This window comes from Cupriavidus sp. GW823-FHT06D04 (genome assembly GCF_058795055.1).
The window spans coordinates 32,425-57,143 of the sequence record NZ_JBXAHL010000011.1 but is presented as its reverse complement, the minus strand read 5'-3'; the positions used below and the strand labels follow the sequence as shown (position 1 = coordinate 57,143).

Annotated in this window: 21 protein-coding genes; 10 read left to right on the top strand and 11 right to left on the bottom strand. The window is 68.5% G+C overall.

Going from position 1 to position 24,719, the window contains the following annotated elements:
* Window positions 1–21: 21 nt before the first annotated feature.
* From AC1Q7H_RS15950 to AC1Q7H_RS15935, 4 genes are all read left to right on the top strand, one after another.
* Window positions 22–2,418, top strand: coding sequence for a carbohydrate-binding family V/XII (locus AC1Q7H_RS15950; RefSeq protein WP_492381470.1), 2,397 nt, complete (start codon window positions 22–24; stop codon window positions 2,416–2,418).
* 219 nt (window positions 2,419–2,637) lie between these two features.
* On the top strand, window positions 2,638–3,873 hold the full coding sequence (locus AC1Q7H_RS15945; RefSeq protein ID WP_211980350.1) for an efflux RND transporter periplasmic adaptor subunit: 1,236 nt from the start codon (window positions 2,638–2,640) through the stop codon (window positions 3,871–3,873).
* Complete coding sequence (locus AC1Q7H_RS15940; RefSeq protein WP_153955451.1) at window positions 3,870–7,028, top strand: efflux RND transporter permease subunit; 3,159 nt, start codon at window positions 3,870–3,872, stop codon at window positions 7,026–7,028. The genes AC1Q7H_RS15945 and AC1Q7H_RS15940 overlap by 4 nt, the downstream gene beginning before the upstream one ends.
* Window positions 7,025–8,473, top strand: coding sequence for an efflux transporter outer membrane subunit (locus AC1Q7H_RS15935; protein WP_211980349.1), 1,449 nt, complete (start codon window positions 7,025–7,027; stop codon window positions 8,471–8,473). Before AC1Q7H_RS15940 ends, AC1Q7H_RS15935 begins: the two co-directional genes overlap by 4 nt.
* Before the next feature lie 34 nt (window positions 8,474–8,507).
* Here AC1Q7H_RS15935 and AC1Q7H_RS15930 read toward each other — a convergent pair whose 3' ends face one another.
* The 3 genes from AC1Q7H_RS15930 to AC1Q7H_RS15920 form a co-directional block, all read right to left on the bottom strand.
* On the bottom strand, window positions 8,508–9,866 hold the full coding sequence (locus AC1Q7H_RS15930) for an MATE family efflux transporter (RefSeq protein ID WP_153955453.1): 1,359 nt from the start codon (window positions 9,864–9,866) through the stop codon (window positions 8,508–8,510).
* Complete coding sequence (locus AC1Q7H_RS15925; protein ID WP_013958146.1) at window positions 9,859–10,374, bottom strand: winged helix-turn-helix transcriptional regulator; 516 nt, start codon at window positions 10,372–10,374, stop codon at window positions 9,859–9,861. The genes AC1Q7H_RS15930 and AC1Q7H_RS15925 overlap by 8 nt, the downstream gene beginning before the upstream one ends.
* A 137-nt stretch (window positions 10,375–10,511) precedes the next feature.
* Entirely contained in the window at window positions 10,512–11,426 is a 915-nt protein-coding gene (locus AC1Q7H_RS15920) for a LysR family transcriptional regulator (protein ID WP_211980348.1), read from the bottom strand.
* 127 nt (window positions 11,427–11,553) lie between these two features.
* On the opposite strand from AC1Q7H_RS15920, the gene AC1Q7H_RS15915 reads away from it, so the two are divergent.
* The 3 genes from AC1Q7H_RS15915 to AC1Q7H_RS15905 all read left to right on the top strand — a co-directional run bounded on the left by AC1Q7H_RS15915 (window position 11,554) and on the right by AC1Q7H_RS15905 (window position 14,984).
* On the top strand, window positions 11,554–13,047 hold the full coding sequence (locus AC1Q7H_RS15915; protein WP_013958144.1) for an acyl-CoA synthetase: 1,494 nt from the start codon (window positions 11,554–11,556) through the stop codon (window positions 13,045–13,047).
* Between the two features lie 52 nt (window positions 13,048–13,099).
* Window positions 13,100–14,098, top strand: a complete 999-nt coding sequence (locus AC1Q7H_RS15910; RefSeq protein WP_013958143.1) for a Bug family tripartite tricarboxylate transporter substrate binding protein — start codon at window positions 13,100–13,102, stop codon at window positions 14,096–14,098.
* 154 nt (window positions 14,099–14,252) lie between these two features.
* Complete coding sequence (locus AC1Q7H_RS15905; RefSeq protein WP_153955457.1) at window positions 14,253–14,984, top strand: hypothetical protein; 732 nt, start codon at window positions 14,253–14,255, stop codon at window positions 14,982–14,984.
* A gap of 19 nt (window positions 14,985–15,003) precedes the next feature.
* Here the strand turns inward: AC1Q7H_RS15905 and dapB are convergent, their stop codons facing one another.
* Entirely contained in the window at window positions 15,004–15,813 is an 810-nt protein-coding gene (gene dapB / locus AC1Q7H_RS15900) for a 4-hydroxy-tetrahydrodipicolinate reductase (protein ID WP_013958141.1), read from the bottom strand.
* A gap of 44 nt (window positions 15,814–15,857) precedes the next feature.
* Entirely contained in the window at window positions 15,858–16,307 is a 450-nt protein-coding gene (locus AC1Q7H_RS15895; RefSeq protein WP_010809873.1) for an Lrp/AsnC family transcriptional regulator, read from the bottom strand.
* 128 nt (window positions 16,308–16,435) lie between these two features.
* Here AC1Q7H_RS15895 and AC1Q7H_RS15890 point away from each other — a divergent pair, with 128 nt between their 5' ends.
* The 3 genes from AC1Q7H_RS15890 to AC1Q7H_RS15880 all read left to right on the top strand — a co-directional run bounded on the left by AC1Q7H_RS15890 (window position 16,436) and on the right by AC1Q7H_RS15880 (window position 19,468).
* The gene (locus tag AC1Q7H_RS15890) at window positions 16,436–17,617 is read left to right on the top strand and encodes a saccharopine dehydrogenase family protein (protein WP_013958140.1); all 1,182 of its coding nucleotides are present in this window, start codon (window positions 16,436–16,438) and stop codon (window positions 17,615–17,617) included.
* On the top strand, window positions 17,614–19,131 hold the full coding sequence (gene amaB / locus AC1Q7H_RS15885) for an L-piperidine-6-carboxylate dehydrogenase (protein ID WP_013958139.1): 1,518 nt from the start codon (window positions 17,614–17,616) through the stop codon (window positions 19,129–19,131). The genes AC1Q7H_RS15890 and amaB overlap by 4 nt, the downstream gene beginning before the upstream one ends.
* A gap of 142 nt (window positions 19,132–19,273) precedes the next feature.
* Window positions 19,274–19,468 carry a hypothetical protein gene (locus tag AC1Q7H_RS15880; RefSeq protein WP_013958138.1) on the top strand — a complete coding sequence of 65 codons (195 nt, stop codon included), beginning with the start codon at window positions 19,274–19,276 and terminating at the stop codon, window positions 19,466–19,468.
* 69 nt (window positions 19,469–19,537) lie between these two features.
* Here the strand turns inward: AC1Q7H_RS15880 and AC1Q7H_RS15875 are convergent, their stop codons facing one another.
* The 6 genes from AC1Q7H_RS15875 to hemA all read right to left on the bottom strand — a co-directional run bounded on the left by AC1Q7H_RS15875 (window position 19,538) and on the right by hemA (window position 24,647).
* Entirely contained in the window at window positions 19,538–20,161 is a 624-nt protein-coding gene (locus tag AC1Q7H_RS15875; RefSeq protein ID WP_013958137.1) for a UbiX family flavin prenyltransferase, read from the bottom strand.
* An 8-nt stretch (window positions 20,162–20,169) separates the two neighbouring features.
* Window positions 20,170–20,481: a Grx4 family monothiol glutaredoxin gene (grxD, locus tag AC1Q7H_RS15870; protein ID WP_041228169.1), complete on the bottom strand. Its 312-nt coding sequence runs from the start codon at window positions 20,479–20,481 to the stop codon at window positions 20,170–20,172.
* A 121-nt stretch (window positions 20,482–20,602) separates the two neighbouring features.
* Window positions 20,603–21,496: a peptide chain release factor N(5)-glutamine methyltransferase gene (prmC, locus tag AC1Q7H_RS15865; protein ID WP_492378259.1), complete on the bottom strand. Its 894-nt coding sequence runs from the start codon at window positions 21,494–21,496 to the stop codon at window positions 20,603–20,605.
* A 144-nt stretch (window positions 21,497–21,640) separates the two neighbouring features.
* Window positions 21,641–21,970, bottom strand: coding sequence for a hypothetical protein (locus AC1Q7H_RS15860; protein ID WP_013958134.1), 330 nt, complete (start codon window positions 21,968–21,970; stop codon window positions 21,641–21,643).
* 191 nt (window positions 21,971–22,161) lie between these two features.
* The gene (gene prfA / locus AC1Q7H_RS15855; protein WP_013958133.1) at window positions 22,162–23,244 is read right to left on the bottom strand and encodes a peptide chain release factor 1; all 1,083 of its coding nucleotides are present in this window, start codon (window positions 23,242–23,244) and stop codon (window positions 22,162–22,164) included.
* A 98-nt stretch (window positions 23,245–23,342) separates the two neighbouring features.
* Window positions 23,343–24,647 (bottom strand): glutamyl-tRNA reductase, encoded by a 1,305-nt coding sequence (gene hemA, locus AC1Q7H_RS15850; protein ID WP_010809882.1) that lies wholly within the window; start codon window positions 24,645–24,647, stop codon window positions 23,343–23,345.
* Between the last annotated feature and the right edge of the window lie 72 nt (window positions 24,648–24,719).

Below are 24,719 nucleotides of genomic sequence, written 5' to 3'. Positions count from 1 at the left end.
AGCTTCCTCCCGGAGAAACCCATGTCTTTTCGCCTGAAGCAGACCAGCGCCCTGATCGCCGCGGCGTGGCTTGCATTCGCCCCGCTCAGCCCGCAGGCCGCCACGCCGTCCAGGCCAACCGCGGCTGCCCTGAGTTGGCCGCGCAATTTTGACGCCGCCACCGATCATGTGGAGCTGTACCAGCCCCAGATCGAGACCTGGGACGGCAACCGGCTGTCCGGGCGCGCGGCGGTGGCGGTGGGCGAGAAATCGGGTTCGCCGACCTACGGTGTGGTGCATTTCTCGGCCACCGGCGATATCGACAAGCCCTCCGGGCTGGTGCAGCTGACCCGGATCACGGTGGACAGCGTCGAAGTCCCGACCCGGCCCGACGCCGCCGACCGGGTGCGCCAGGCGCTGGTGTCGCGCCTGCCGGCCAACGGGCTGACGGTGCCGCTGGACCAGCTGCAGGCCAGCTACGCGGTATCGCAGCAACTGGCCAAGGCTGGCCGCGTGGCGGTGCGCAACGACGTGCCCCAGATCCTTTTTGCCACCACGCCGACACTGCTGGTGCTGGTCGACGGCGAGCCGGCCTGGCGCGCCGTGCCGGGCACGCAGTACGAACGGGCGCTGAACAGCCGCGCGCTGCTGCTGCGCGAATCCGGTGGCGAGCTGCACCTGAAGGCGGCCGGCTACTGGTATCGCTCCGAATCGGCCGGCGGCGCCTGGGAAGTGATGACGACCGTGCCCAAGGCGCTGGAGAGCGCGGCCACCAAGGCGGCGGCCGGCATGAAGCCCGATTCGATGCTGCCGGCCGACGGCAAGCGGCCGGCCAGGGCGCCGGCGATTCTCTTTGCCACGCAGCCGACCGAGCTGGTCATGACCAGCGGCGCGCCGCAGATGACGCCGGTCAGCGGCGTCGGCCTGCTGACGATGTCAAACGCCGACCATGCGGTCTTTGTCGATCCGGCCGCCAACCAGTATTACGTGCTGGTCTCGGGCCGCTGGTTCCGCGCGCCGATGCTGACCGGGCCGTGGGAGTACGTGCCCGGCAGCCAGCTGCCGGCAGACTTCGCCAGAATCCCGGCGACCGACCCCAAGGCCAATGTGCTGGTCTCGGTGCCCGGCACGCCGCAGGCACGTGAGGCCGAGATCGCCGCGGCCATCCCGCAGACCGCCACGGTGTCGCGCAGCAAGGCCAGCCTGGCGGTGGAGTATGACGGCGCGCCGCGCTTCACGCCGATCACCGGCACTTCGCTCAGCTACGCGGTCAACAGCGGCACCCCGGTGATCGAGGTCGACAGCAGCCACTACTACGCGGTCGCCAACGGCGTCTGGTTCACGGCGCCGGCGCCGTCCGGCCCGTGGCATGTGGCCACCGAGGTGCCGTCGGCGATCTACACCATCCCGCCGACTTCGCCGGTCTACTACGTGACCTACGTGCGCATCTACTCGGTCGCGCCGGAGACCGTGGTGGTGGGCTACACCCCTGGCTATATGGGCGTGGTGGTCAGCGCCGACGGCACGGTCGTGTACGGCACCGGCTATGTCTATCCGCCCTATGTGGGCGCGGTCTACTACGGCTACCCGGCCACCTATGGCTACGGCGCCGGCTTTGGCATCGGCATGGCCGAGGGCTTTGCCTTCGGCGTCGCCGCGGGCGCGTTCTGGGGGGCGGCGTCGCCGTACTGGGGCCCTTATTGGTGGGGCGGGGCGTACAACTGGAACTACGTCAACGTGAACCAGGCCAATTTCTACGGCCGCTGGGGCCAGGGCACCGTGACCCACGCCCAGGGCTGGAACGCCTGGACCGGCACCGAATGGCGCGGCACCGCCGGCGCCGGCTACAACCCGGCCACCGGGGCGCGCTACCAGGGCAGCCGCGGTGCGGCGTTCAATCCCTATTCCGGCAACTATGCGGCGGGCCGCCAGGGCTCGTTCGCCAATCCGTCGACCCGGCGCGAGGGCGCGGCGCGCGGCGGCGTGGCCGGCAACACCTACACCGGCAACTATGCCGCCGGCCGCCAGGCGGCGGGCTACAACGCGCAGACCGGCCGCGTCGGCGCGGCCGAAGCGGGCATTGCCGGCAATACGCAGACCGGCCAGCACACTGCCGGCAGCCGTGGTTTTGTCGCCAATCCGGACAAGAACAATGCGGTGGTGTGGAACAACGGCAACGTGTATGCCGGCCACGACGGCTCGGTGTACCAGCACACCGACGACGGCTGGCAGAAGCACACCCCCAGCGGCTGGCAGCCGGTGCAGTCCGGCAACGACGCCACCACACGCCTGGAGCAGCAGCGCCAGGCGCGCGAGGTAGGCCAGCAGCGCTTCCAGGGCACGGCCCAGCAATGGCAGGGGCGCGGCGGTGGTGGCGGCTTTGGCGGCCGTGCCGGTGGTTTCCGCGGCGGCGGCTTCCATGGCGGCTTCCGCCGCTGAGCCAGGGCCCTGGCAGCCCGCGCGGGCAACTGCGCGGGTGCGGGCGAAAGCAAGTCGAAAGCAGTAAAGACGCCTACAAAAGAATTGAATTGGCGCCCGCAGGGCCGAGCCTTACCCTGCCGGTAAAGAGGCGAGTGCGGCCACCGGTCCGGCACGACGGAAGGTCGCCGGCGTGCGCGCGCGGCAATCGCGTGCATAACCATGGCGGGAGAGGGATCCGTGAACACTGCTTTCCATTGGCGCGGCGCGCTCTGGCTGGTCTGCGCGATGACGCTGGCCGCCTGCGGCAAGGACAAACCGGCGCCCAGTGCACCGCCCGCGGCCGAGGTTGGCACGATGACGGTGGCGCTGCGCGATGTGCCGATCGTCTATGACTTCGTCGGCCAGACCCAGAGCTCGCAGCAGGTAGAGATCCGCGCGCGCGTCAATGGCTTCCTGGACCGGCGCGTCTATACCGAGGGCGCGGTGGTCAAGGCCGGCGAGACCATGTTCCTGATGGATCCCAAGCCGTTCGCCGCGGCGCTGGATGCGGCCAACGCCGAAATGGCGCAGCAGGTGGCGCGGCTCAAGACCGCCAATGCCGACCTGGCGCGGGTGCGCCCGCTGGCCGAGCGCAATGCGCTGAGCCAGCGCGACCTGGACGACGCCGTTGGCAAGCAGCAGGCCGCCGCGGCCGCGGTGGAGGGGGCCCGGGCCAATGTCACTAATGCCAGGCTGAACCTGGGCTATACCACGATCAAGTCACCGGTCACCGGCGTGTCGAGCTTTGCCAAGAAGCAGGCCGGCAGCTATATCGATCCGTCGAACAGCCTGCTGACCTACGTGGCCAAGCTCGACCCGATGTGGGTCAACTTCAGCCTGTCCGAGAACGAGGTGCTGTTGTCACGCTCGGAGCAGGAATCCGGCGCGCTCAAGTTCCCGCCCAAGGGCGCCTTTGACGTGGTGATCGTGATGGCCGATGGCAGCCAGTTCCCGCATCACGGCAAGATCACCTTTGCCGATGCCTCGTTCAGTGCCGAGACCGGCACCTATATGATCCGCGCCGAGGTTGCCAACCCGGATGGCACGCTGCGCCCCGGCCAGTTCGTGCGCGTGAAGCTGCATGGCGCCGAGCGCACCAAGGCCGTGGCGGTGCCGCAGGAAGCCGTCATCCAGGGCCCGCGCGGGCAGATGGTGTGGGTGGTCGGCGCGGACAACAAGGCCCAGCAGCGCGTGGTCGACGTGGGCCAGTGGACCGGTGACAACTGGGTTATCCGCTCCGGCCTGAAGGCCGGCGAGCGCGTGGTCGTCAGCGGCGGGCTGCGGCTGACGCCCGACGCGCCGGTCAAGGCCGTCGAGGCTGTTCCCGGACAGAAGCCCGCGGCAGGTGCGGCCGCCGCCAGCGCGCCAGGTGCGCCAGGCGCGTCATCGCCCGCCCAGGCCAGGGGCACGGAGAGCGCAGGGAGCAAGCCATGAAGCTTGCCCACTTCTTTATCGACCGGCCCATCTTTGCGTCGGTTCTGTCGATCATCATCGTGGTGGGTGGCCTGGTCGCGCTGACCAAACTGCCGATTGCCCAGTTCCCGGACGTCACGCCGCCGTCGATCACGGTGACGACTCGATACCCCGGAGCCAGCGCGGAAGTGGTCGCGCAGAACGTCGCGGCGCCGATCGAGCAGCAGGTCAACGGCGCGGACCGGATGATGTACATGAACTCGACGAGTTCCTCGACGGGTGACCTGACCTTGACGGTGTATTTCGAGATCGGAACCGATCCGCAACTGGCGCAGGTAGACGTGCAGAACCGCGTCAACCTGGCGCTGCCGACCCTGCCTGAAGCGGTCACGGCCCAGGGCGTTTCCGTGCAGAAGCGCTCGTCCGCGTTCATGATGGTGATCGCCATCTTCTCGCCGGACAACAGCTACGACCAGACCTTTGTCGGCAACTACGCCAACATCTATGTGCTGGATGCGCTCAAGCGCATTCCCGGCGCCAACCAGTCGGCGATCTTCGGCAATCCGGACTACGCCATGCGGATCTGGCTGCGGCCGGACCGGATGGCGTCGCTGGGCATTACCACGGAAGACGTCAAGAACGCTGTCAGCGCGCAGAACCAACAGTTCTCCGCCGGCCGTATCGGGCAGTCGCCGACCACGGGCACAGTCCTGCAGACGTTCCCGATTGCGACCAAGGGCCAGATGACCGAGCCCGCCGAGTTCGAGAACATGATCCTGCGCGCGCAGTCGGGCGACGCCGCGCTGGTGCGGCTCAAGGACATCGGCAGGGCCGAGCTAGGCATCAAGGACTATTCGCTGCGCAGCCGCTACAAGGGCAAGACCGCCACGCTGCTGGCGGTCTACCAGCAGCCGGGCGCCAATGCGCTGGACGTGGCCAAGCAGGTGCGCAGCACGCTGGCGGAACTGAAGAAGTCGTTCCCGCCGGGGCTGGAATATGAGGTCGCGCTCGACACCACCGAGTTTGTGAACGAATCGATCAACGAGGTGGTGCACACGCTGCGCGATGCGGTGATCCTCGTGATTCTGGTCGTCTACCTGTTCCTGCAGAGCCTGCGCGCAACCATCGTGCCGATCCTTGCCGTGCCGGTGTCGATCATCGGCGCCTTCGTCGGCATGAGCATGTTCGGCTTCTCGGTCAACATGCTGACCTTGTTCGGGATGGTGCTGGCCATCGGCATTGTGGTTGACGACGCGATCGTGGTGATCGAGAACGTCGAGCGCAACATGGTGGAGTTCAAGCTGCCGCCAAAGGAGGCGGCCAAGCGTGCCATGGACGAGGTGAGCGGCCCCGTGGTTGCGATCGTGCTGGTGCTGCTGGCGGTATTCATCCCGGTGGCGTTCCTGTCCGGCATTACCGGCCAGCTCTACAAGCAGTTTGCCGTCACCATCGCGGTGTCGGTGGTGCTGTCCGGAGTGGTGGCACTGACACTGTCCCCGGCGCTTGCGGCAATCCTGCTCAAGCCCGGCGAGCACAAGAAGAACCGCTTCTTCCAGTGGTTCAACAATTCGTTCGATCGCATGATCCAGGGGTACGACAAGTCGCTGCAGCTCGTGATCAGGCGGACGGTGATCTCCATCGTCATCATCCTTGTCATGATCGGGGTGAGCGTGCTGATGTTCGTGCGGATACCGTCGTCGTTCCTGCCGGTGGAGGACCAGGGCTATCTGTTCGGTGCCGTGGTGATGCCGGATGCGGCCAGCCTGGACCGCACCGGCAATCTCTCCTCCCGTGCCGAGGCCTGGTACGCCAAGCAGCCCGGCGTCAGCTCGGTGGCGTCCGTGGACGGGTACAGCCTGATCGATTCGCAGAACAAGGCCAATGCTTCCACCTTGTTCATCACGCTGAAGGGCTTCCATGACCGCAAGGAGGGCGAGAGCGCGGCGGATCTGATCGTCAAGGCGAAGAAGGAGTTTGCGAGCTACCAGGACGGTGTGACCATTCCGATCAACCCGCCCTCGATCCCGGGCCTGGGAACGACCGGTGGTTTTGAGTTCTGGCTCCAGAGCACGGCGGACGGCACCTACCAGCAACTGGAGGAGCGGGTGCATGCCTTTATCGCCAAGGCGCGGCAGCGGCCAGAGCTGACCGGGATCAATTCCACCATCAACACGCGCTCGCGCCAGTTGCTGGTGGAGGTGGATCGCGAACGCTCCGAAACCCAGGGCGTGCCCGTCGAGCAGGTCTATTCCGCGCTGCAGACCATGTTCGGTTCGCTCTTCGTCAGCCAGTTCCCGAAGAACAGCCGGCTGTTCCAGGTGATCCTGCAGGCCGAGGCCGACTACCGCTCGCGTCCGGAGGATCTCGACAAGGTCTACGTGCGCAACCGCAACGGCGAAATGGTGCCGATCAAGGCGGTGACGACATCCCGGTATGTCCCGGGCGCCGATATCATGACCCGCTTCAACAATTTCCCGGCCGCCAAGATCATGGGCGATGCCGCGCCAGGCTACAGCTCTGGCCAGGCGCTTGCGGCCATGGAGGACGTGGCGCGGGAAGTGCTTGGCCAGGGCTACAGTTTTGCCTGGAGCGGACAGGCGTACGAGGAGAAGACCGCCGGATCGACGGCAGCGATGGTCTTTGCCTTTGCCTTGCTGATGGTGTTCCTGATCCTCGCGGCGCAGTACGAAAAATGGTCGCTGCCGTTCGGTGTCCTGCTGGCGGTACCGTTCGCGCTGTTCGGTGCACTGGTTGCCATCCTGTTGCGCGGCATGCAGAACGACGTCTACTTCCAGATCGGGCTGACGGTGCTGATTGCGCTGGCGGCGAAGAATGCCATCCTGATCTTCGAGTTCGCGGTGGAAATCCGGCACAAGGAAGGCCTCAGTGCCTACGATGCCGCCTTGCATGCGGCCAAGCTGCGCCTGCGCCCGATCATCATGACCTCGCTCGCCTTTATCCTCGGCTGCGTGCCGCTGGCGATCGCAAGCGGCGCGTCGGCGGCCAGCCGACAGTCGCTGGGCACCGGCGTGATCGGCGGGATGCTCGGCGCCACGGTGATTGCGCTGTTCTTCATCCCGATGTTCTTCTGGGGGCTGGAGGTGATGTCCGAGCGCAAGCCGAAGCCCAAGGCCGGGGCCGCGCCCACCACGCCACCGGCCGGAGAACCGTCATGAGCGCACGCCACCAGCTGGCCGGTGCCTGCCTGGCCGCGGCGCTGGGCGGCTGCGCCATCGGCCCCAACTACGAGCGCCCGGCCACGCCCGAGCCGGCCGAGTACCGCATCGACACCGGCGTGCTGTCCGTTGCCGCGGACAGCGCCTGGTGGGACAGCTTCGACGACCCGGTGCTGAACACGCTGGTCGAGACGGCGCTGCGCAACAGCTACGACGTGCGCATTGCCGCGGCCCGCATCGATGAGTTCCGCGGCCAGCTGATGGTGGTGCGCTCGGGATTCTTCCCCCAGGTGAACCTGTCGGCGGCGGCCACGCGCCAGCGCGCCGGCACCTTCAACGGCACGCCGTTCGCGTCGCTCGATGGCCCGCGCAATTCCTACCAGCTGCTCGCCAATGCCAGCTGGGAGATCGACCTGTGGGGCCGCATCCGGCGCCAGGCGGAGTCCGCCGAGGCCAGCCTGTGGAACGCCGAGTACGCGCGCCGTGGCGTGGTGCTGTCACTGGCGGCATCGGTGGTGCAGGGCTATGCCACGCTGCGCGGGCTGGACGCGCAGCTGGAGATCGCGCAGCAGACGCTGAAGGCGCGCGGGGCTGGGCTGGATATCTTCCGGCAGCGCTATGAGGGCGGGGTCATCTCACAGGTTGAGCTGTCGCAGGCAGAGAACGATTTCTATGTGACCGAGGCGACGATCCCGGTGCTGCGCAGCGGCATCGCGCAGACCGAGAACGCGCTGTCGGTGCTGCTGGGCCGCGAGCCGGGGCCGATCGAGCGCGGCAAGCCGGTCAATGAACTGCAGCCGCCGCCGGTGGGTGCGGACCTGCCAGCCGCGCTGCTGTCGCGCCGGCCGGACGTGCTGCAGGCCGAGCAGTCCGCCATTGCCGCCAACGCGCAGCTGGGCGCGGCACAGGCTCTCTACTTGCCGGCCGTCAACCTGAGTGGCCTGTTCGGCGCCATCGCCAGCTCGCCGGCGGGGCTGTGGCACAGCGCCTCTCAGGTATGGGGCTTCGGCGCGGGGCTGACCCAGCCGATCTTCCAGGGCGGCGCCATCCGCGGCCAGGTGCAGACTGCATCGGCACAGCGCGAGCAGGCCATGCTGGCCTACCAGGGCACCGTGCTGGCGGCGCTGGCCGACGTCAACAGTGCCCTTTCCAACGGCATCGAGACACGCAACCGCCTGGTGAGCCTGCGCCAGCAGGAGAAGAGCCTGGTGGTCTATGCCGACCAGTCGAGCGCGCGCTACGAAGGCGGCTATTCCAGCTACCTGGAGGTGACCACGGCGCAGGAGAAGCTGTTCGCCGCGCAGCTGTCGGCGGTGCAGGGGCAGGTGGACGTGCTGACCGGCACTGCGGCGTTGTACAAGTCGCTCGGCGGCGGCTGGCCGTCGGTGCCGCAGGATGTGCGCGATGCGGGGATGCAGGGGGATGCGAAGGTGTTGAGGCGGTAGCAGGGGCGGCTGGCGCCTGCCAGCCGCATGGCACTTACCGCGCCGACCATTCCCCTTGCCGCACCCCCAGTGCCGTGACCACGCCATAGGCCGTAATCCCCAGCGCCACCCCCAGGAAGTGTCCGTCCAGCCCCATCCCGAACACGTTGGCCAGCAGCCAGCCGCCGCCTACCGCCAGCGCGATCCGGCACAGCCCCGCGGCCACCGGCCAGCGCATGCGGCCTGCGCCCATCGAGGCAAAGTACAGCGCCATCCCCAGGCCGAAGCCGCCGAAGGCCGGCCCTACCCATGACAGGGCGCGCGCGGCGATGGCGATCACTTCGGCGTCATGGGTGAACAGGCTGGCAAAGCGCACCGGCGCCAGGCCCACGGCAATGCCGGCGGTGCCGGCGATGACCAGCGCCAGGAACGCGCCGACCCATGCCGTGCGGCGCGCGGTATGCCAGTCGCCTGCGCCCACGGCGCGGCCGACCAGCGCGGTCAGCGCCGAGCCCACGCCAAAGGCCAGCGGGATCATCAGGAATTCCAGCCGCGCCGAGATGCCATAGGCCGCCACTGCCGCGGTGCCGTGGTGGCGCAGTTGCGCGGTGACCAGGATGGTGGTCAGGTTGGCCACCGAGGCCAGCGCGCATGCCACCAGCCCCACCGACAGGATGCGCGCGAACAACTCCCACGACGGCCGTACCCGCAGCACCGGCACGAAGCCAGCGCCGCCGCGCGCCACCACGATCGCCATGGCCAGCGCCGCGGCCCACGACACCGCCGCCAGCGCGGCGCCGATGCCGGCCAGCCCCATGCCGGCGGGCTCGGCCAGCAGCCACGACAGCACCGGGAAGGCGATCCACATCAGCGCCAGCACGCGTGCGGCCAGCGCATGGCGGCCGCCGCCGCGCAGCACCGAGGCCAGCGTATTGGCCAGCCACGCCGGAATCGCGCCGGCACCGAACAGCCAGATCGCATAGTTGGCAGCGGCCTCCGCCGCCGTGGCGCCGGCCACCGCGCCCAGCACGCCGCGCGGGAAGCCCGCCAGCACCACCGCAAAGGCCAGTCCGGCGGTCACTGCGATCAGCAGCGCGTGCATCACCAGCGATGACGCTTCCTCGCGCTTGTTGGCGCCGAGCGCGCGGGCGATGGCCGCGACCACGCCGCCGCCCATGGCCCCGGTCGACATCTGCTGCAGCAGCAGCGCAAACGGCAGCACCACCGCCCAGCCGGCCAGCGCCGCCGTGCCCTGGCGCGCGGCCAGCCAGGTTTCGATCAGCTGGGCCGAGGCCTGCAGCACGGCGATCAGCGCGGTCGGCCCGGCCAGCTTGCCGATGCGGCGCGCAATTTCAGTGGCCGGCACCGCCTCGGCGGGCAGGGCGCCCGCAGGCAATGCGCGCGTGTCAGTCATGGCGGGCCTCCCCTTGCTCGCCAGCGGTCTCGGCCTCCCCAAAGCGCTGCCGCAGGAAGCGGCCGGCGCCCGGGCCGGGCAAGACGCGCACGTCGTCCAGCGTGATCGCGCTGCCGTCGGCGCGCGCCAGCGCCGGCTCGGCAATCTCGGCGCCGGTGCGGCGGTCCTGCAGCAGCGTCAGCGGACCTTTTTCATCGATCATCCAGCGGTCGGCCCAGGCCTTGAGCGCGACATAGGCCGGGAAGAAGTCGCGACCCTTGTCGGTCAGCTGGTAGACGTGGCGAGCGCCGCCCTCGGGCGTGACGCGGGCCAGCAGCCCGTGCGCCACCAGCGTCTTCAGGCGCGCGCTGAGGATGTTGGGGGCGATGCCAAGGTTGCGTTCGAACTCGTCGAAGCGCGTGCTGCCGTAGAAGGCCTCGCGCAGCACAAGGATGGCCCAACGTTCGCCCAGCACGGCCATGGAGCGGGCCACGGGGCAGGGCATCGAGGTGAAATCGGTAGGGGGCATGGTCTCCGCCGTTCTGGTCCTGTCGGCTTGCTTGCAAAGTGCAAGTTTTCTGGAGAATAGCTTGCAAAACGAAAGTTTGCAGGGCGGGCTGCGACCCTGGGTCCGGAAAGCGTTCGTTTACCGGCCAGTGGTGCCGGCTACGCCACCGCGTCGCGGAACACCTCAAGCTTGTCCAGTTCCTCGCGCAGGAACCCGATCAGCGCGCGGGTGGCCATCGACGGGTGCAGGTTGGGCGTGGTGATGATGAAGAGCTTGTTGCCCAGCCCCTCCGGGCGCCAGTCGGGCAGCACCGGCACCAGCCGGCCGGCGCGCACTTCCTCCCAGCCGATGTAGACCGGCAGCATGCCGATCCCGTGGCCCTCGCGCACGGCGCGCGCCAGGAACAGGAAGTTTTCGGACTGCAGCTTTGGCGTCAGCGCCACGTCCACGCGCTGCCCGTCGCGGTAGAGCGACAGCGGGAACTGCCGCGGCGGGTACGGCGGGCACAGGAAGTTGCAGCCGGTCAGGTCCGGCGGCACTTGTACCGGCGGGATGCCTGCGAGGTATTCCGGCGATGCATACAGTTGCCAGCGGATGTCGCAGATTTCACGCGCCACATGATCCAGCGGTGGCGCCGAGGTGACCTTCAGCGCGACATCGATCTCGGCCGCGATCAGGTCGTTGACGCGGTTGGCGAAGAACACGCGCAGCGTGATGCCGGGGTGCTTCTGCGCAAACTGCAGCAGCAGCGGCGCGATATAGGCATCGCCCAGCCCGGTAGGCACGCTCACGCGCACATGGCCACGCAGGGTCTGTCCCAGGCTGTCGATCTCGGCCTGCGCCGAGGCCACTTCCTGCAGGATGCGCACGCCGTGCTGGTACAGCGCATGGCCGGGCCCGGTCAGTTCCAGCCGGCGCGTGGTCCGGCGCAGCAGCTGGGCGCCGGCCTGGTGCTCCAGCTCACGCAGCTGGCGGCTGACCTGTGAGCGCGTCACGCCGCGGCGCCGGCCGGCTTCGGCCAGGTTGCCCGCATCGACGATGTCGACAAAGGCCTGGATCAGGTTGAGGTCCATCGGGGATTGCCTGCAGGATTGTCGCGTCTGGTGCAACATTGTGATTCCGATGCGCGTGATTGTCGATCCACGGCTACGCCGATACAGTGGTCGGCTGACAGAACGGATCGCATACAGGAGACAACGGATGGCCACGGACCTCTGGTTTGAAGACATGCACCGCAGCGGCGAAGAACTGCTGGCGCGCGGCGCCCGCCTGGCCGGCGGCCTGCGCGCGCTGGGCGTGCAGGAGGGCGACGTGGTCGCCGTGCTGCTGCGCAACGATCCGGCCTATGCCGACGTGGTCCATGCCTGCCGCACCGCCGGCTGCTACTACTGCCCGATCAACTGGCACTTCACCGCCGAGGAAGTGCGCTTCCTGCTGACCGACAGCGGCGCCAGGGTGCTGCTGGTGCAGGCCGACCTGCTGCCCGCCGTGCGCGACGCCGTGCCGGCCGGCATGACGGTGCTGGCGGTGGGCCGCCCCGCGCAAGGCGCCATCGACTATGAAAGCTGGCTGGCGCAGCAGCCGGCCTACGACGGCCCGCGCGTGGCACCGCGCGGTCATATGGCCTACACCTCCGGCACCACCGGCCGGCCCAAGGGCGTGGTGCGCCAGGCGCTGCCGCTGGACCGGCTGGAGGAACAGCTCGCGCGCATGCGCTCGGTGGTGCGGCAGACCTACGGTATCGAGCCGGGCTGCCGCACGCTGATGTCGGCGCCGCTGTACCACAGCGCGCCGGGCTCGTTTATCCAGAACGCGCTGCAGATGGCCGAACGCCTGGTGCTCACGCCGCGCTTTGATGCCGAGCAGGTGCTGGCGCTGGTGGAGAAGCACCGCATCGACGTGCTCTACCTGGTGCCGATCATGTACGTGCGCCTGCTCAAGCTGCCGCCCGAGGTGCGCGCCAAGTACGACCTGTCATCGATCCGCTTCGTTGCCTCCACCGGCTCGCCGTGCTCGCCCGACGTGAAGCGCGCGATGCTGGAATGGCTGGGCCCGGTCATCCATGAGACCTACGCCTCCAGCGAAGCCGGCATGATCACCGTGGCCACGCCGGCCGATGCCGCCGCGCGCCCGGGGACCGCCGGCAAGCCGGTCGATGACGCGCAGCTGCGCATCCTCGACGAGAACGGCCGCCAGTGCGCGCCGGGCGAAGTCGGCCTGGTCTACGTGCGCCAGCCCGCCTATCCCGACTTCAGCTACCGCAACAACGACGCCGCGCGCGCCGCCATCGACCGCGACGGGCTGGTGACGCTGGGCGACATGGGCTATGTCGATGCCGACGGCTACCTGTTTATCTGCGACCGCGCCTCGGACATGGTGATCTCCGGCGGCGTGAACATCTACCCGGCCGAGATCGAGCACGAGCTGGTGCGCTACCCCGGCGTGGCCGACTGCGTAGTGTTCGGCATCCCCGACGACGAATACGGCGAGCGCCTGCTGGGCATGGTGCAGCCGATGCCGGGCGTGGAGATCCGCGAGGCCGAGGTGATCGACTGGCTGCGCCAGCGGCTGTCGGGCTTCAAGGTGCCGCGCAGCATCGTGGTCGAGGCGCAGCTGCCGCGCGATGAAACCGGCAAGCTCGCCAAGCGCCGCCTGCGTGACCGATACTGGGAAGGCCGCCAGCGCCGCGTCTGAGCGCCCGCCCGGCCTGCATGGATCACGACCGATAACAACAGGAGGAGACGCGATGCAGAACCAACCGAGCGGACGGCGCGCCTGGCTCGCCGCGATGGCAGCCGGCGCGGGGTGCGCGCTGGCCATGTGGGGCGGGGCCGCGCAGGCTGCCTATCCCGATCGCCCGATCAAGCTGGTGGTGCCCTACACGCCCGGCGGCTCAACCGACCAGTTCGGCCGCGCGCTGGCCGACGGCATGTCGCGCCAGCTGGGCCAGACCGTGGTGGTGGAAAACCGCCCCGGCGCGGCCACCATGATCGGCACCACCAGCGTGGCGCGTGCGCCCGCAGACGGCTACACCATGGTGCTGGCCACCAACGGCAGCATGGTGCTCAACCCGATGCTGTACAAGAAGATCAACTACGATCCACCCAAGGACTTCAGGATCTTCAGCATTGGCGCCGAGGTGCCGCTGGTGGTGGTGACCAACCCCAAGGTCCCGGCCAGCAATATCCGCGAGTTCGCGGCCTACGCCAAGGCCGCGGGCGGCAAGCTCAACTATGGCTCGGTCGGCCTGGGCAACGCGCTCCAGCTGGCCACCGAAATGCTCAAGACCGAGCTGGGCATCAGCGTCACTCACGTGCCCTACAACGGCAGCGCCCCGGCGCTGTCGGCGCTGCTGGCCAACGACGTGCAGCTGATGGTGGATGTGGTCAGCACCTCGCTGCCGCATATCAAGGCAGGCAAGCTCAAGGCCCTGGCGGTCACCGGCCGCACCCGGCTGGATGTGCTGCCCAACGTGCCGACCGTGGCGGAAAGCGGCTATCCCAACTTCCAGGCCGCCACCTGGTTCGGCCTGGCCGTGCCCGCGCAGACGCCGCCCGATGCGGTGGCCAGGCTGCAGGCCGCTGCTGCCCACGTGCTCAAGGACGCGCAGTTCCGTTCCACCTTCAGCGCGCTGGGACTGGTCGTGCAGGCCCCGCGCACGCAGGCCGAGATCGACCGCTATATCGAAGCCGACCGCGAGCACTGGGGCAAGGTCATCAAGGCCAATAACATTTCGTTGGACTGACTGGAAGTGCCGGAGCCGCCAGGGCCATGGGGTAAGCTACTGCTCGCCCCTGGCCCGGCAGGCCGGCGGTGACTTTCCCGTCACCGCCCGCGCCAATCAGGAACAACCCGGCCGGGGCGGGCTCCAACCCGGAGCCGTTCATCAGGAGTCCGATTTGAAATTCCCCGTTGCCGGGCTGGCGCTTGCCGGCCTGCTGGGCGCCGCTGCCGGCGCCATTGCTGCCCCTGCTTCCGCCCCTGCCGCCAGGCCGGCGGCCCCCGCACCGGCCAAGGCCCAGGCCGAGAACAGCGCGCTGTCGCCGCTGCTGGCCATGCTGGAAATCGGCAACCCGCTGCCGGCCTTGCCGGATTGCGCCGACAAGCGCACGCCCGATGGCCGCGATGTCACCGGATTCTGTGTCGAACTGAAGGGGGATGGCCTGATGCGCCAGGTCGGCGTGCCGCGCGCGCAGCGCCCGTCCTTTATGGACGGCCCCTTTGTGCTGGCCTTTGTCGACCGCAACGCGCTGGTCGGCCTGGTGGTGCCGACCGCCGGCGCCAACTCGCAGCAGGCCGCGGCCGACAGCGTCAGCGCGCTGTACGGCAAGCCGTTCCGGCAGGAGCAGGTCGACATGCCCGACAAGGCTGGCAAGAGCGTCAAGACGCTGCACGCCGGCTGGATGCACAAGCCGCTGACGGTTGAGCTCTACGCCATGCCGGAAGACCCCAACACCGGCACCATCGAAATGCTGCTGCCGCAGGCGCGCGTGCTGATGGCGGACAAGGATGCCGAGGTGGACAAGCAGCTCAATCCGGCCTCGGCGCCCGCGGCCAAGGGCGGCAAGGCAGCCGCCGCCAAGCCCGCACCGAAGCCTGCGCCCAAGCCGGAGAAGCCTGGCAGCTGGTAACACCCGCAGCAGGCGGGCCTCAGAGCCCTTCCATCACCTTGTCCAGCCCCCGCACCACGCCACGCACGGTGTGGACCTTGCGGATCGCCAGCAGCGCGCCGGCGACATAGGGCGTGGAGCCGTCGCCGGCCTCGTGCTTCAGGTGCAGGCGCTGCCCGTCGGCGCCGAAGATCACTTCCACGCCAAGCTGGTAGCCCGGCAGCCGCACCGCGTGCACCTGCGTGCCCGACATGGTGGCGCCGCGGGTTTCCTTCGGGCCGTTGACCTGGTCGACCGGCACCGCCTGCGCGGCGGCCTTGACCTGGCCGAGCCGGTAGGCCAGCTCGCGCACGGTGCCAGAGGGCACATCGATCTTGCCGGCCTTGGCGTAGTCGATGATCTCCCAGTGTTCCAGGTGGCGCGCGGCCATCTCGGCAAACTTCTGCAGCAGCACCACCGTGATGGCGAAATTGCCGCAGGCGAGCACGCCGCGGTCGGCCTGGCGTGCGGCCGCATCGATCTCCGCATAGTCCTCGTCGGTCAGCCCCGAAGTGCCCACCACCACGTGCGCGCCGTGCGCCAGCGCCTGCAGGATGTTGTGCTTGGCGATGCCCGGCTTGGTGTATTCGACATAGACGTCGTAGGGCGTTGCCCCCAGGGTCTCGATGCTGGCGGCCGCCACGCCCGGCGTATCGGCATGGCCGGTCAGCTGCGCCAGAGGCTGCCCGGCGGCGCCGCGCGACAAGCCGGCCACCAGGGTCATGTCGGCCGCATGGGCCACGCCGCGCGCCAGTTCGCCGCCGGCCCAGCCGGTCACGCCGCCCACGGCGACACGGATCGGGTTGTTCATATTGTTGCTCCGCAAACGCTTGATCGGGTTGGCAGCATACCGCGTCAGCCGGCGGCGCGCCGGCGGTCGAGCTTGCGTGCCAGCACGATCGAGGTGGTGGTGTGGTTGACGCCGTCGAGCATGCCGATCTCGTCGAGCAGCCGGTCCAGCCGGTCGTGCGTGTCGCAGCGGATCGCCACCAGGTAGTCGACCGGGCCACTGACGGAATTGACCTCTTCGATCTCGGGCAGGCGCTGCAGCGCGCGCAGGATGGCGGGCGCGGCCTTGGGCTGCACTGACAGGCCGCAGTAGGCCAGGATGGCGTTGTCTTCCATGCGCTGCCCCAGCCGCACGCCGTAGCCGGCAATCACCCCGCTGCGCTCCAGCCGCGCGATGCGCGCGACCACGGTGGTGCGGGCGATACCCAGGTGCCGGGCGAGGTTGGCGGCGCTTTCGCGGGCATTGGCCTGCAGCAGCGACAGCAGGTGCCGGTCGGTGGTGTCGAGCTCGGTCATTGCGTCGAGATGGTTCGTCGTTTCGTTCGATTATGGCGGGTTTTCGTCGTTCTTGTGGCTTCATTGTGTCGCGCGGGCTATCCATACTCCAGTCAACAGGACAACCTTTTCTTGTGGACGGAGACACCATGCAAGCCTCGAACCTGGGCCGGCAGGCCCCGCGCGACCTGCCCAAGGCGACCCGCCCGCTGCACGTGGTGGTGCTGGGTGCGGGCAAGATCGGGCGCACCATTGCCAGCATGCTGCATGACACTGGCGACTACCGCGTCAGCGTGGTCGATCATGACGCACGCCGCCTCGACGGCCTGCCGCGCGGCGTGCTGGCGCGCGCCGGCGACCCCACCGAGCCCGGCACCTGCGCCGCGTTGCTGGCCGGCGCCGATGCCGTGCTCAACGCGCTGCCGTTCCACGCCGCGATCAGCGTGGCTTCGGTGGCGGCGCGCCTGGGCGTGCATTACTTCGACCTGACCGAGGACGTGGCCGCGACCCAGGCCATCCGCCAGCTGGCGCAAAGCGCGCGCTCGGTGCTGATGCCGCAGTGCGGGCTGGCGCCGGGCTTTATCGGCGTAGTCGGGCATGACCTGGCGCAGCGCTTCCTGCGCGGCGGGGGGGAACTGCTGGACCTGCAGATGCGGGTCGGCGCGCTGCCGCGCTACCCCAGCAATGCGCTCAAGTACAACCTGACCTGGAGCACCGAGGGACTGATCAACGAGTACTGCAACCCGTGCGAGGCCATCGTCGACGGCCGCCGCGTGGAACTGACGGCGCTGGAGGGGCTGGAAAGCTTCGCGCTGGACGGCATCGAGTACGAAGCCTTTAATACATCTGGCGGCCTGGGCACGCTGCCCGAGACGCTGGCCGGCCGCGCGCGCCATGTCGACTACAAGTCCATCCGCTATCCGGGCCATTGCGCGCTGATGAAACTGCTGCTCAACGACCTGCGCCTGCGCGAACGCCGCGAATGGCTGCGCGATATCTTCGACCGCGCCATCCCGGTGACCGACCAGGACGTGGTGATCGTGTTCGCCACCGCCACCGGCTACCCCGCGGGGGGCGAACGCGGGCGCGGGCCGCTGACGCAGGCTTCGTTCTCGGCGCGCATCGGCGGAGTGGATGGCAAGGGTGGCCATGTCAACGCGATCCAGCTGACCACCGCCGCGGGAATCTGCACCGCGCTGGACATGGTGGCCACCGGCGCGCTGCCGCAATCCGGCTTCGTGCGGCAGGAGTCGATGCCGCTGGACGCCTTCCTTGCCAATCGCTTCGGCCGCCACTATACGCAGCATCCGCTCCAGGAGACCGTCATATGAAAGCGCAAGAGTTCGCTGCCTGCTGGGATTCGCTGGGCCTGCCGCGGCCGTGGCGGGAGGGCGCGCCGGCCGGTACCGTGACGGTACGCTCGCCGGTCGATGGCGAGGCCATCGGCCATGTCCCGGCCTGCACGCCGGCGCAGGCCGACGCGCTGATCGCCCGCGCCCATGCGGCGCAGACCACCTGGGCGCTGCTGCCCGCGCCCGCGCGCGGCGAGATCGTGCGGCGCTTCGGCGAGGTGCTGCGCGAACACAAGCCGGCGCTGGGCCGGCTGGTCTCGCTGGAGTCCGGCAAGATCCTGCAGGAAGGCCTGGGCGAGGTGCAGGAGATGATCGACATCTGCGACTTCGCGGTCGGGCTGTCGCGCCAGCTGCACGGGCTGACCATCGCCTCCGAGCGCCCGCAGCATGCAATGCGCGAGACCTGGCATCCGTATGGGCTGTGCGGCGTGATCTCGGCCTTCAACTTCCCGGTGGCGGTGTGGGCGTGGAATGCGGCGCTGGCGCTGGTGTGCGGCAACGGCGTGATCTGGAAACCCTCGGAAAGAGTCACCCTGTGCGCGCTGGCCGCGCATGGCCTGCTGGAGCGCGTGCTGGCCGCCGCGGCGCCGCAGCACACCGGCATCTCGGCGGTGCTGCCGGGCGGGCGCATGCTGGGCACCCACCTGGTATCGCACCCGGCGGTGCGGCTGGTCAGCGCCACCGGCTCGACCCGCATGGGCCGCGAGGTCGGCATTGCCTGCGCCGGGCACTTCAAGCGCAGCATCCTGGAGCTGGGCGGCAACAATGCCGCCATCGTCGCGCCCTCGGCCGACATCGAGCTGGCGGTGCGGGCCATCACCTTTGCCGCGGCCGGCACGGCGGGCCAGCGTTGCACCACGCTGCGTCGCTGCTTTATCCACGCCGACCTGATGGACACCATGGCGAGCCGGCTGATCACGGTGTTCGACCGCCTGCCCGTCGGCGACCCGCTCGCCGACGGCACCCTGGTCGGCCCGCTGATCGATACTGCCGCGGGCGATGCCATGGCCAATGCGCTGGCCGCCTGCCGCGCGCAAGGCAATATCGTCACCGGCGGCGAACGGCTGCTCGCCGACCGCTACCCGCATGCCTGTTATGTGCGGCCCGCGCTGGTCATGACCGACGAACAGCACGACACCATGCTGACCGAAACCTTCGCGCCGATCCTGTACATGATGCCGTACACCACGCTGGACGAGGCCATCGCGCTGAACAATGCCGCGGCGCACGGGCTATCGTCGTGCATCTTCACGGAATCGATGCGCGAGGCCGAGCGCTTCCTGTCCTCGGCAGGCAGCGACTGCGGCATCGCCAACGTCAACATCGGCACCAGCGGCGCGGAGATCGGCGGCGCCTTCGGTGGGGAAAAGGCGACCGGCGGGGGCCGCGAGTCGGGATCGGATGCGTGGAAGGGCTATATGCGCCGCGCCACCAACACCATCAACTATGGCGATTCGCTGCCGCTGGCGCAGGGGATACGGTTCGAGATCTGACGGCATCTCTGGATGTGTTACAAGGCGCGTAGGGAACGGTAACAAGCCTTACACGCCTTTGACGCCGTATTACGGTTTCTGCCCGTATAACGTCAGCAGGGCAGGCACATGCCCGTTCCGACCCCAAGGACAAATCATGAGAATGCTGACGATTGGACTGGCTGCCGCAGCGGCATCCGTCACCCTGCTGGGCGGCTGCGCCGTCTATCCCACGCCCGCCGGCCCCGCGGTCGGCCCTGCGCCGGTGTACGTGGCCCCGGCGCCGGTCGTGGTGGCACCGCGGCCGTACTATTACGGTGGCTATGGCTACTACGGCCGGGGATACCGCCACTGGTAAAGGCAGCCGTTGGCAGGATGATGCAGGAGGATGCCGGCGCGTAGAGAGAGGCTGCGCGCCGGTGGCATTTCAGTTGCCGGCGGCGTCGCCAGCCCGGCTATTCAGCCCGCCCCAGCTGGGCGCGAGCGTCTGGCCGATCTCCGGCAAGTCCACCAGGTCGAGCACGCGCCCGACCGTATGGTCGACCAGTTCGGCAATGCTCTGTGGCTTCTGGTAGAAACCCGGCACCGGCGGGAACACGATCCCGCCCATTTCCGTCACCGCCGTCATATTGCGCAGGTGCGCAAGGTTCAGCGGCGTTTCCCGCACCATCAGCACCAGCTTGCGCCGCTCCTTGAGCGTGACGTCGGCGGCGCGCGTGATCAGGTTGTCGGACAGGCCGTGCGCTATCGCCGCCAGCGTGCGCATGGAGCAGGGGGCCACCACCATCGCCTGTGCGCGGAACGAGCCGCTGGCGATGGTCGCACCGATGTCGCGCACGTTGTGCACGACGCTGGCCAGTGCCTCCACCTCGGCACGGCTGATGTCCAGCTCGTGCTGCAGGTTCATCACGCCAGCCGGCGAAATCAGCAGATGGGTTTCCACGGAAGGCGCCGCGCGCAGCACCTGCAGCAGGCGCACGCCGTAGATGGCGCCGGTGGCGCCCGTGATGGCGACGATCAGCCGTTTGGGTGTGCCGCCAGTCACGGACATAAAGGAACTCAGCCCTTCAGCAGGGTTTGCAGTTCGCCGTTCTGGTACATCTCCATCATGATGTCCGAGCCGCCGATGAACTCACCGTTCACGTAGAGCTGCGGGATGGTCGGCCAGTTGGCGTATTCCTTGATGCCCTGGCGCACGCCTTCGTCATCCAGCACGTTGACCGTGGTGGGCGCGTCCACGCCGCAGGCCTTCAGGATCTGGATGGCGCGGCCCGAGAAGCCGCACATCGGGAATTGCGCGGTGCCCTTCATGAACAGGACTACCGGGTTGCCCTTGACGATCTGATCGATCTTTTGCTGCACGTCGCTCATGGTTTGCTTTTCAGTGGGGCGATGCCGTGTCGCGGGCGCCGCCTGGGGGGAATGGGACACCACGCGGCCTGGCCGGTGGCGGGGATCTGACAACTGATTTTACCGGAATCGCCGCCGGGCTTCAGTGAGCGGCAGTGATGCCGCCGGGCTGAGCGCCTGGCCAGCGCCCGCCGGTGCAGCGTTCCAGGCCGGCCAGGTCGCGGGCGGTGAAGACCCCGGTGAAACCGGCGTCCTCCAGCAGCTGGCGGGTGGCCTGCGCCTGGTCGTAGCCATGCTCCATCAGCAGCCAGCCGCCAGGCAGCAGCCGGGCGCCGGCACCGGCGACGATGACCCGCAGGTCGGACAGGCCGTCGTCGTGGTCGGTGAGCGCGTCGATCGGTTCGAAGCGCAGGTCGCCTTCGGCCAGGTGCGGGTCGCCCTCGGCGATATAGGGCGGATTACTGACGATCAGGTGGAAGCGCAGGCCCGCCGGCAGCGCCGCGTACCAGTCAGATACCAGGAAGTGGATGCGGTCGGCGCCGAGCGCGCTGGCGTTGTCCTGCGCCACCATCAGCGCGCCGGGCGAGATGTCGGTGGCCCAGACTTGCGCATCGCGGCGCTCGCGCGCCAGCGTCACGGCCAGGATGCCCGAGCCCGTGCCCAGGTCCAGCACGGTCGGCTGCGGCACCTCGGCCAGCCGCGCCAGCGAGGCTTCGGCGGCGACCTCGGTATCGGGCCGCGGGATCAGCACGTCAGGCGTGACCCGGAACTTGCGGCCGAAGAATTCGCGCTCGCCGATCAGGTAGGCCATCGGCTCGCCCGCCAGCCGCCGCGCCAGCAGCGTGGCAAAGGCGTCGCGCTGGGCGATGGTGAGGGTGTCGGTGTCACGCGTGATCAGCTGGGTGCGGCTCAGGCCGGTAACATGCGTCAGCAGCATGCGCACTTCCAGGGCAGGCAACCCGGCCATGGCGGCGAGGGTCTGGGCTTCGCGCAGCGTGGGGGTCGCCGGCAGCGCGGCAGAGTTTGGGGAAGACATCGAAAGGGAGGGGACGGTTCTTTTGCCGGCTACAAAAAACCCCACCGGCGCAAAGGCCTGGCGGGGCTTTGGGGCGGGACTTCCAGCTTGGCGCCAGTGTACCGCTCATCGACAGCGGGTGGCGCAATGCCCCCGCCCGGACGATTACTTATTGACGGCGTCCTTGGCCTTGTCGGCACCCGTGTTGACGGCATCCTTGGCGGCCTGCTTGGCATTTGCCATGGCGTGACCGGCGTCTTCCTTGGCCTTTTCGGCGGCGGCCGAGACGTCGGCTGCAGCACCGCTGGCGGCGGACTTGGCTGCGTCAGCGGCGTTGCTGGCGGCAGCGGCGGCATCGCTCGCGGCGGCCTTGGCGGATTCAGCGGCGCTTTGCATGGCGCTCTCGGCGTTCGAGGCGGCAGGCGGGGCTTCTTCCTTCTTGCTGCAAGCGGCCATGGCCGCGGTGATCATCAACAGCGCGAGCAGTTTTTTCATGATTTCGTCCTAGGTATGTTCTCGGGAGAGACTACGCCGGCACCATTCTCCGTTTGCCGGTCGAAATCGATTATAGACAGCCGCCTTACCCCTACCAGTGCTGTTTCAAGCATTTACAAGAAATACAAAGATATCGGCGACTTTACGCGGTGTTCGTGGCGGAAGTCTTTTGCGGATGGGTTTAGTGGCGCTTACGCACCTTCGCCAAGCGCTGCCAGCTGATCAGCCTGATGCTCGGAGGCCAGCGCCGACAGCAGTTCATCCATGTCGCCGTCCATGATCATGTCGATCTTGTACAGCGTCAGGTTGATGCGGTGGTCGGTCACCCGCCCCTGCGGGAAGTTGTAGGTGCGGATGCGGTCGCTGCGGTCGCCCGAGCCGATCAGGTTGCGCCGCGTGCTGGCCTCCTTGGCCTGCGCGGCGCGCGTCTGCATGTCCTTGATGCGGGCCGCCAGCACCTTCATCGCCTTGTCCTTGTTGCGGTGCTGGCTGCGGTCGTCCTGGCACTCGACCACGATGCCGGTCGGCAGGTGGGTCAGGCGCACCGCGGAATCGGTCTTGTTGACGTGCTGGCCGCCCGCGCCCGAGGCGCGGAAGGTGTCGATGCGCAGGTCGGCCGGGTTGATCTCGACTTCGCCCACTTCATCGGCTTCGGGCATGACCGCGACCGTGCAGGCCGAGGTATGGATGCGCCCCTGCGCCTCGGTCGCCGGCACGCGCTGCACGCGGTGGCCGCCTGATTCGAACTTCAGCCTGGAGAATGCCGCGTCGCCGGCGATGCGCACGATCACTTCCTTGTAGCCGCCCAGGTCTGATTCCGATTCGCTCATCACTTCGACCTGCCAGCGCTGGCGTTCGGCATAGCGCGTGTACATGCGCAGCAGGTCGCCGGCGAACAGTGCGCTTTCCTCGCCGCCGGTGCCGGCGCGGATTTCCAGCAGCAGGTTGCGGTCGTCGTTGGGGTCCTTGGGCAGCAGCAGGCGCTGCAGGCTCGCTTCCAGGGCTTCCAGCCGCGCGCGCGCGCTGGCGATCTCGTCGGCGGCAAAGTCCTTCATCTCCGGATCGTCCAGCAGCGCCTGCGCGGTGGCCAGGTCGTCCTGCGCCTGGCGGTACTGGCCGTATTGCTCGGCCACCGGCGACAACTCGGCATGTTCGCGGCTGAGCTTGCGGTACTGGTCGATCTTGGCGGTCGCGTCTTCGCGCGCGAGCAGGGCGTTGACTTCATCGAGTCGCTCGGCCAGTTGGTCGAGCTTGGCAAGCATGCTGGCTTTCATCGGATGCGGGGGAAAGAGGTGGGCCAGGGGCCGGGGCTACCCGTGGACGGGCGGCGGCGTGCCGGCGCGGCAGGGCGCGCGGCGCAAGGGCAGAGCGGCTAGCGCTCGGAGTGGCTGCTGTGGCGGAACAGGCCCGGCACCAGGCGCAGCAGCGCCTCGCGGTCTTCGCCCTGGGTATGGTTCAGCGCGTGGGTGGGGCCGTGCAGGAACTTGCGGGTCAGCGCGCCGGAGAGGGCCTCCAACACGGCTTCAGGGTCGTCGCCGCGTGCCAGCATGCGGCGCGCGCGTTCCAGTTCAGCCTGGCGGATGGCTTCGCCGCTGGTCTGCAGTTCGCGGATGACCGGCACCACGCTGCGGGTTTCCAGCCAGTGCATGAAGTTCTGCACCCGGCTTTCGATGATGGCTTCGGCCTGCGCGACCGCGGCCTGGCGCATCGCGTTGCCTTCACGCACGATCGCGCCGAGATCGTCGACGGTGTACAGGAAGACGTCGTCCAGGCGCGCGACTTCGGGCTCCACGTCGCGCGGCACGGCCAGGTCGACCATCATGATGGGGCGGTGCTTGCGGCGCTTGACCGCGCGCTCCACCGCGCCCAGACCGATGATCGGCAGCGAGCTGGCGGTGCAGGACACCACGATATCGAACTCATGCAGGCGCTCGCCCAGGTCCGTCAGGCGGATCGCGTTGGCGGTCAGGCCCTGGCCGGAGAGCTGCTCGGCGAGCTTTTCGCCGCGTTCCACGGTGCGGTTGGCCACCACGATCTGACGCGGCTGCTGCGCGGCGAAGTGCGTGGCGCACAGTTCGATCATCTCGCCCGCGCCGATAAACAGCACGCGCTGGGTCGAGACGCTTTCAAAAATCCGTTGCGCCAGCCGCACCGCGGCCGCTGCCATCGACACCGAGTGCGCGCCGATCTCGGTCTGGCCGCGCACTTCCTTGGCCACCGCGAAGGTGCGCTGGAACAGCTGGTTCAGGTACGTGCCCAGCGAGCCGGCTTCGCCGGCGGTGCGCACGGCGTCCTTGAGCTGGCCCAGGATCTGGGTCTCGCCCAGCACCATCGAATCCAGGCCGCTGGCCACGCGGAAGGCATGGCGCACGGCTTCGGACTGCGGCAGCGCGTACAGGTGCGGCGCCAGTTCGCCCGCGGGCACGTTGTGGTGCTGCGACAGCCAGCGCAGGGTGTGCTCGAAACCATCCGTGCCCGGTGTCAGGACGTCGGTCGCGCAGTAGATCTCGGTGCGGTTGCAGGTGGACAGGATGGCGGCTTCGGTGCCGCTGCGCCCCGACAGGTGGGAGCGCAGCGCACCCAGCGCGGGCTTGATCTGCTCGAGCGGAAACGCTACCCGCTCGCGCAGCGAGACGGGTGCCGTTGTGTGATTGATGCCGATCGCGAGCAGTTGCATTTGTAGGGGACGGGTACGGTCCGGCGCGTGGCCGGACCGGATGCCATTATACCGCCGGGATCGCTAATTGCA

Excerpts from the sequence above, each read along its gene's own strand:
- AC1Q7H_RS15950 (WP_492381470.1), top strand. The coding sequence starts at position 22 with ATGTCTTTTCGCCTGAAGCAGACCAGCGCCCTGATCGCCGCGGCGTGG.
- AC1Q7H_RS15940 (WP_153955451.1), top strand. The coding sequence starts at position 3,870 with ATGAAGCTTGCCCACTTCTTTATCGACCGGCCCATCTTTGCGTCGGTT.
- AC1Q7H_RS15935 (WP_211980349.1), top strand. The coding sequence starts at position 7,025 with ATGAGCGCACGCCACCAGCTGGCCGGTGCCTGCCTGGCCGCGGCGCTG.
- AC1Q7H_RS15930 (WP_153955453.1), bottom strand. The coding sequence starts at position 9,866 with ATGACTGACACGCGCGCATTGCCTGCGGGCGCCCTGCCCGCCGAGGCG.
- AC1Q7H_RS15925 (WP_013958146.1), bottom strand. The coding sequence starts at position 10,374 with ATGCCCCCTACCGATTTCACCTCGATGCCCTGCCCCGTGGCCCGCTCC.
- AC1Q7H_RS15920 (WP_211980348.1), bottom strand. The coding sequence starts at position 11,426 with ATGGACCTCAACCTGATCCAGGCCTTTGTCGACATCGTCGATGCGGGC.
- AC1Q7H_RS15915 (WP_013958144.1), top strand. The coding sequence starts at position 11,554 with ATGGCCACGGACCTCTGGTTTGAAGACATGCACCGCAGCGGCGAAGAA.
- AC1Q7H_RS15910 (WP_013958143.1), top strand. The coding sequence starts at position 13,100 with ATGCAGAACCAACCGAGCGGACGGCGCGCCTGGCTCGCCGCGATGGCA.
- dapB (WP_013958141.1), bottom strand. The coding sequence starts at position 15,813 with ATGAACAACCCGATCCGTGTCGCCGTGGGCGGCGTGACCGGCTGGGCC.
- AC1Q7H_RS15895 (WP_010809873.1), bottom strand. The coding sequence starts at position 16,307 with ATGACCGAGCTCGACACCACCGACCGGCACCTGCTGTCGCTGCTGCAG.
- AC1Q7H_RS15890 (WP_013958140.1), top strand. The coding sequence starts at position 16,436 with ATGCAAGCCTCGAACCTGGGCCGGCAGGCCCCGCGCGACCTGCCCAAG.
- amaB (WP_013958139.1), top strand. The coding sequence starts at position 17,614 with ATGAAAGCGCAAGAGTTCGCTGCCTGCTGGGATTCGCTGGGCCTGCCG.
- AC1Q7H_RS15880 (WP_013958138.1), top strand. The coding sequence starts at position 19,274 with ATGCTGACGATTGGACTGGCTGCCGCAGCGGCATCCGTCACCCTGCTG.
- AC1Q7H_RS15875 (WP_013958137.1), bottom strand. The coding sequence starts at position 20,161 with ATGTCCGTGACTGGCGGCACACCCAAACGGCTGATCGTCGCCATCACG.
- grxD (WP_041228169.1), bottom strand. The coding sequence starts at position 20,481 with ATGAGCGACGTGCAGCAAAAGATCGATCAGATCGTCAAGGGCAACCCG.
- prmC (WP_492378259.1), bottom strand. The coding sequence starts at position 21,496 with ATGTCTTCCCCAAACTCTGCCGCGCTGCCGGCGACCCCCACGCTGCGC.
- AC1Q7H_RS15860 (WP_013958134.1), bottom strand. The coding sequence starts at position 21,970 with ATGAAAAAACTGCTCGCGCTGTTGATGATCACCGCGGCCATGGCCGCT.
- prfA (WP_013958133.1), bottom strand. The coding sequence starts at position 23,244 with ATGAAAGCCAGCATGCTTGCCAAGCTCGACCAACTGGCCGAGCGACTC.
- hemA (WP_010809882.1), bottom strand. The coding sequence starts at position 24,647 with ATGCAACTGCTCGCGATCGGCATCAATCACACAACGGCACCCGTCTCG.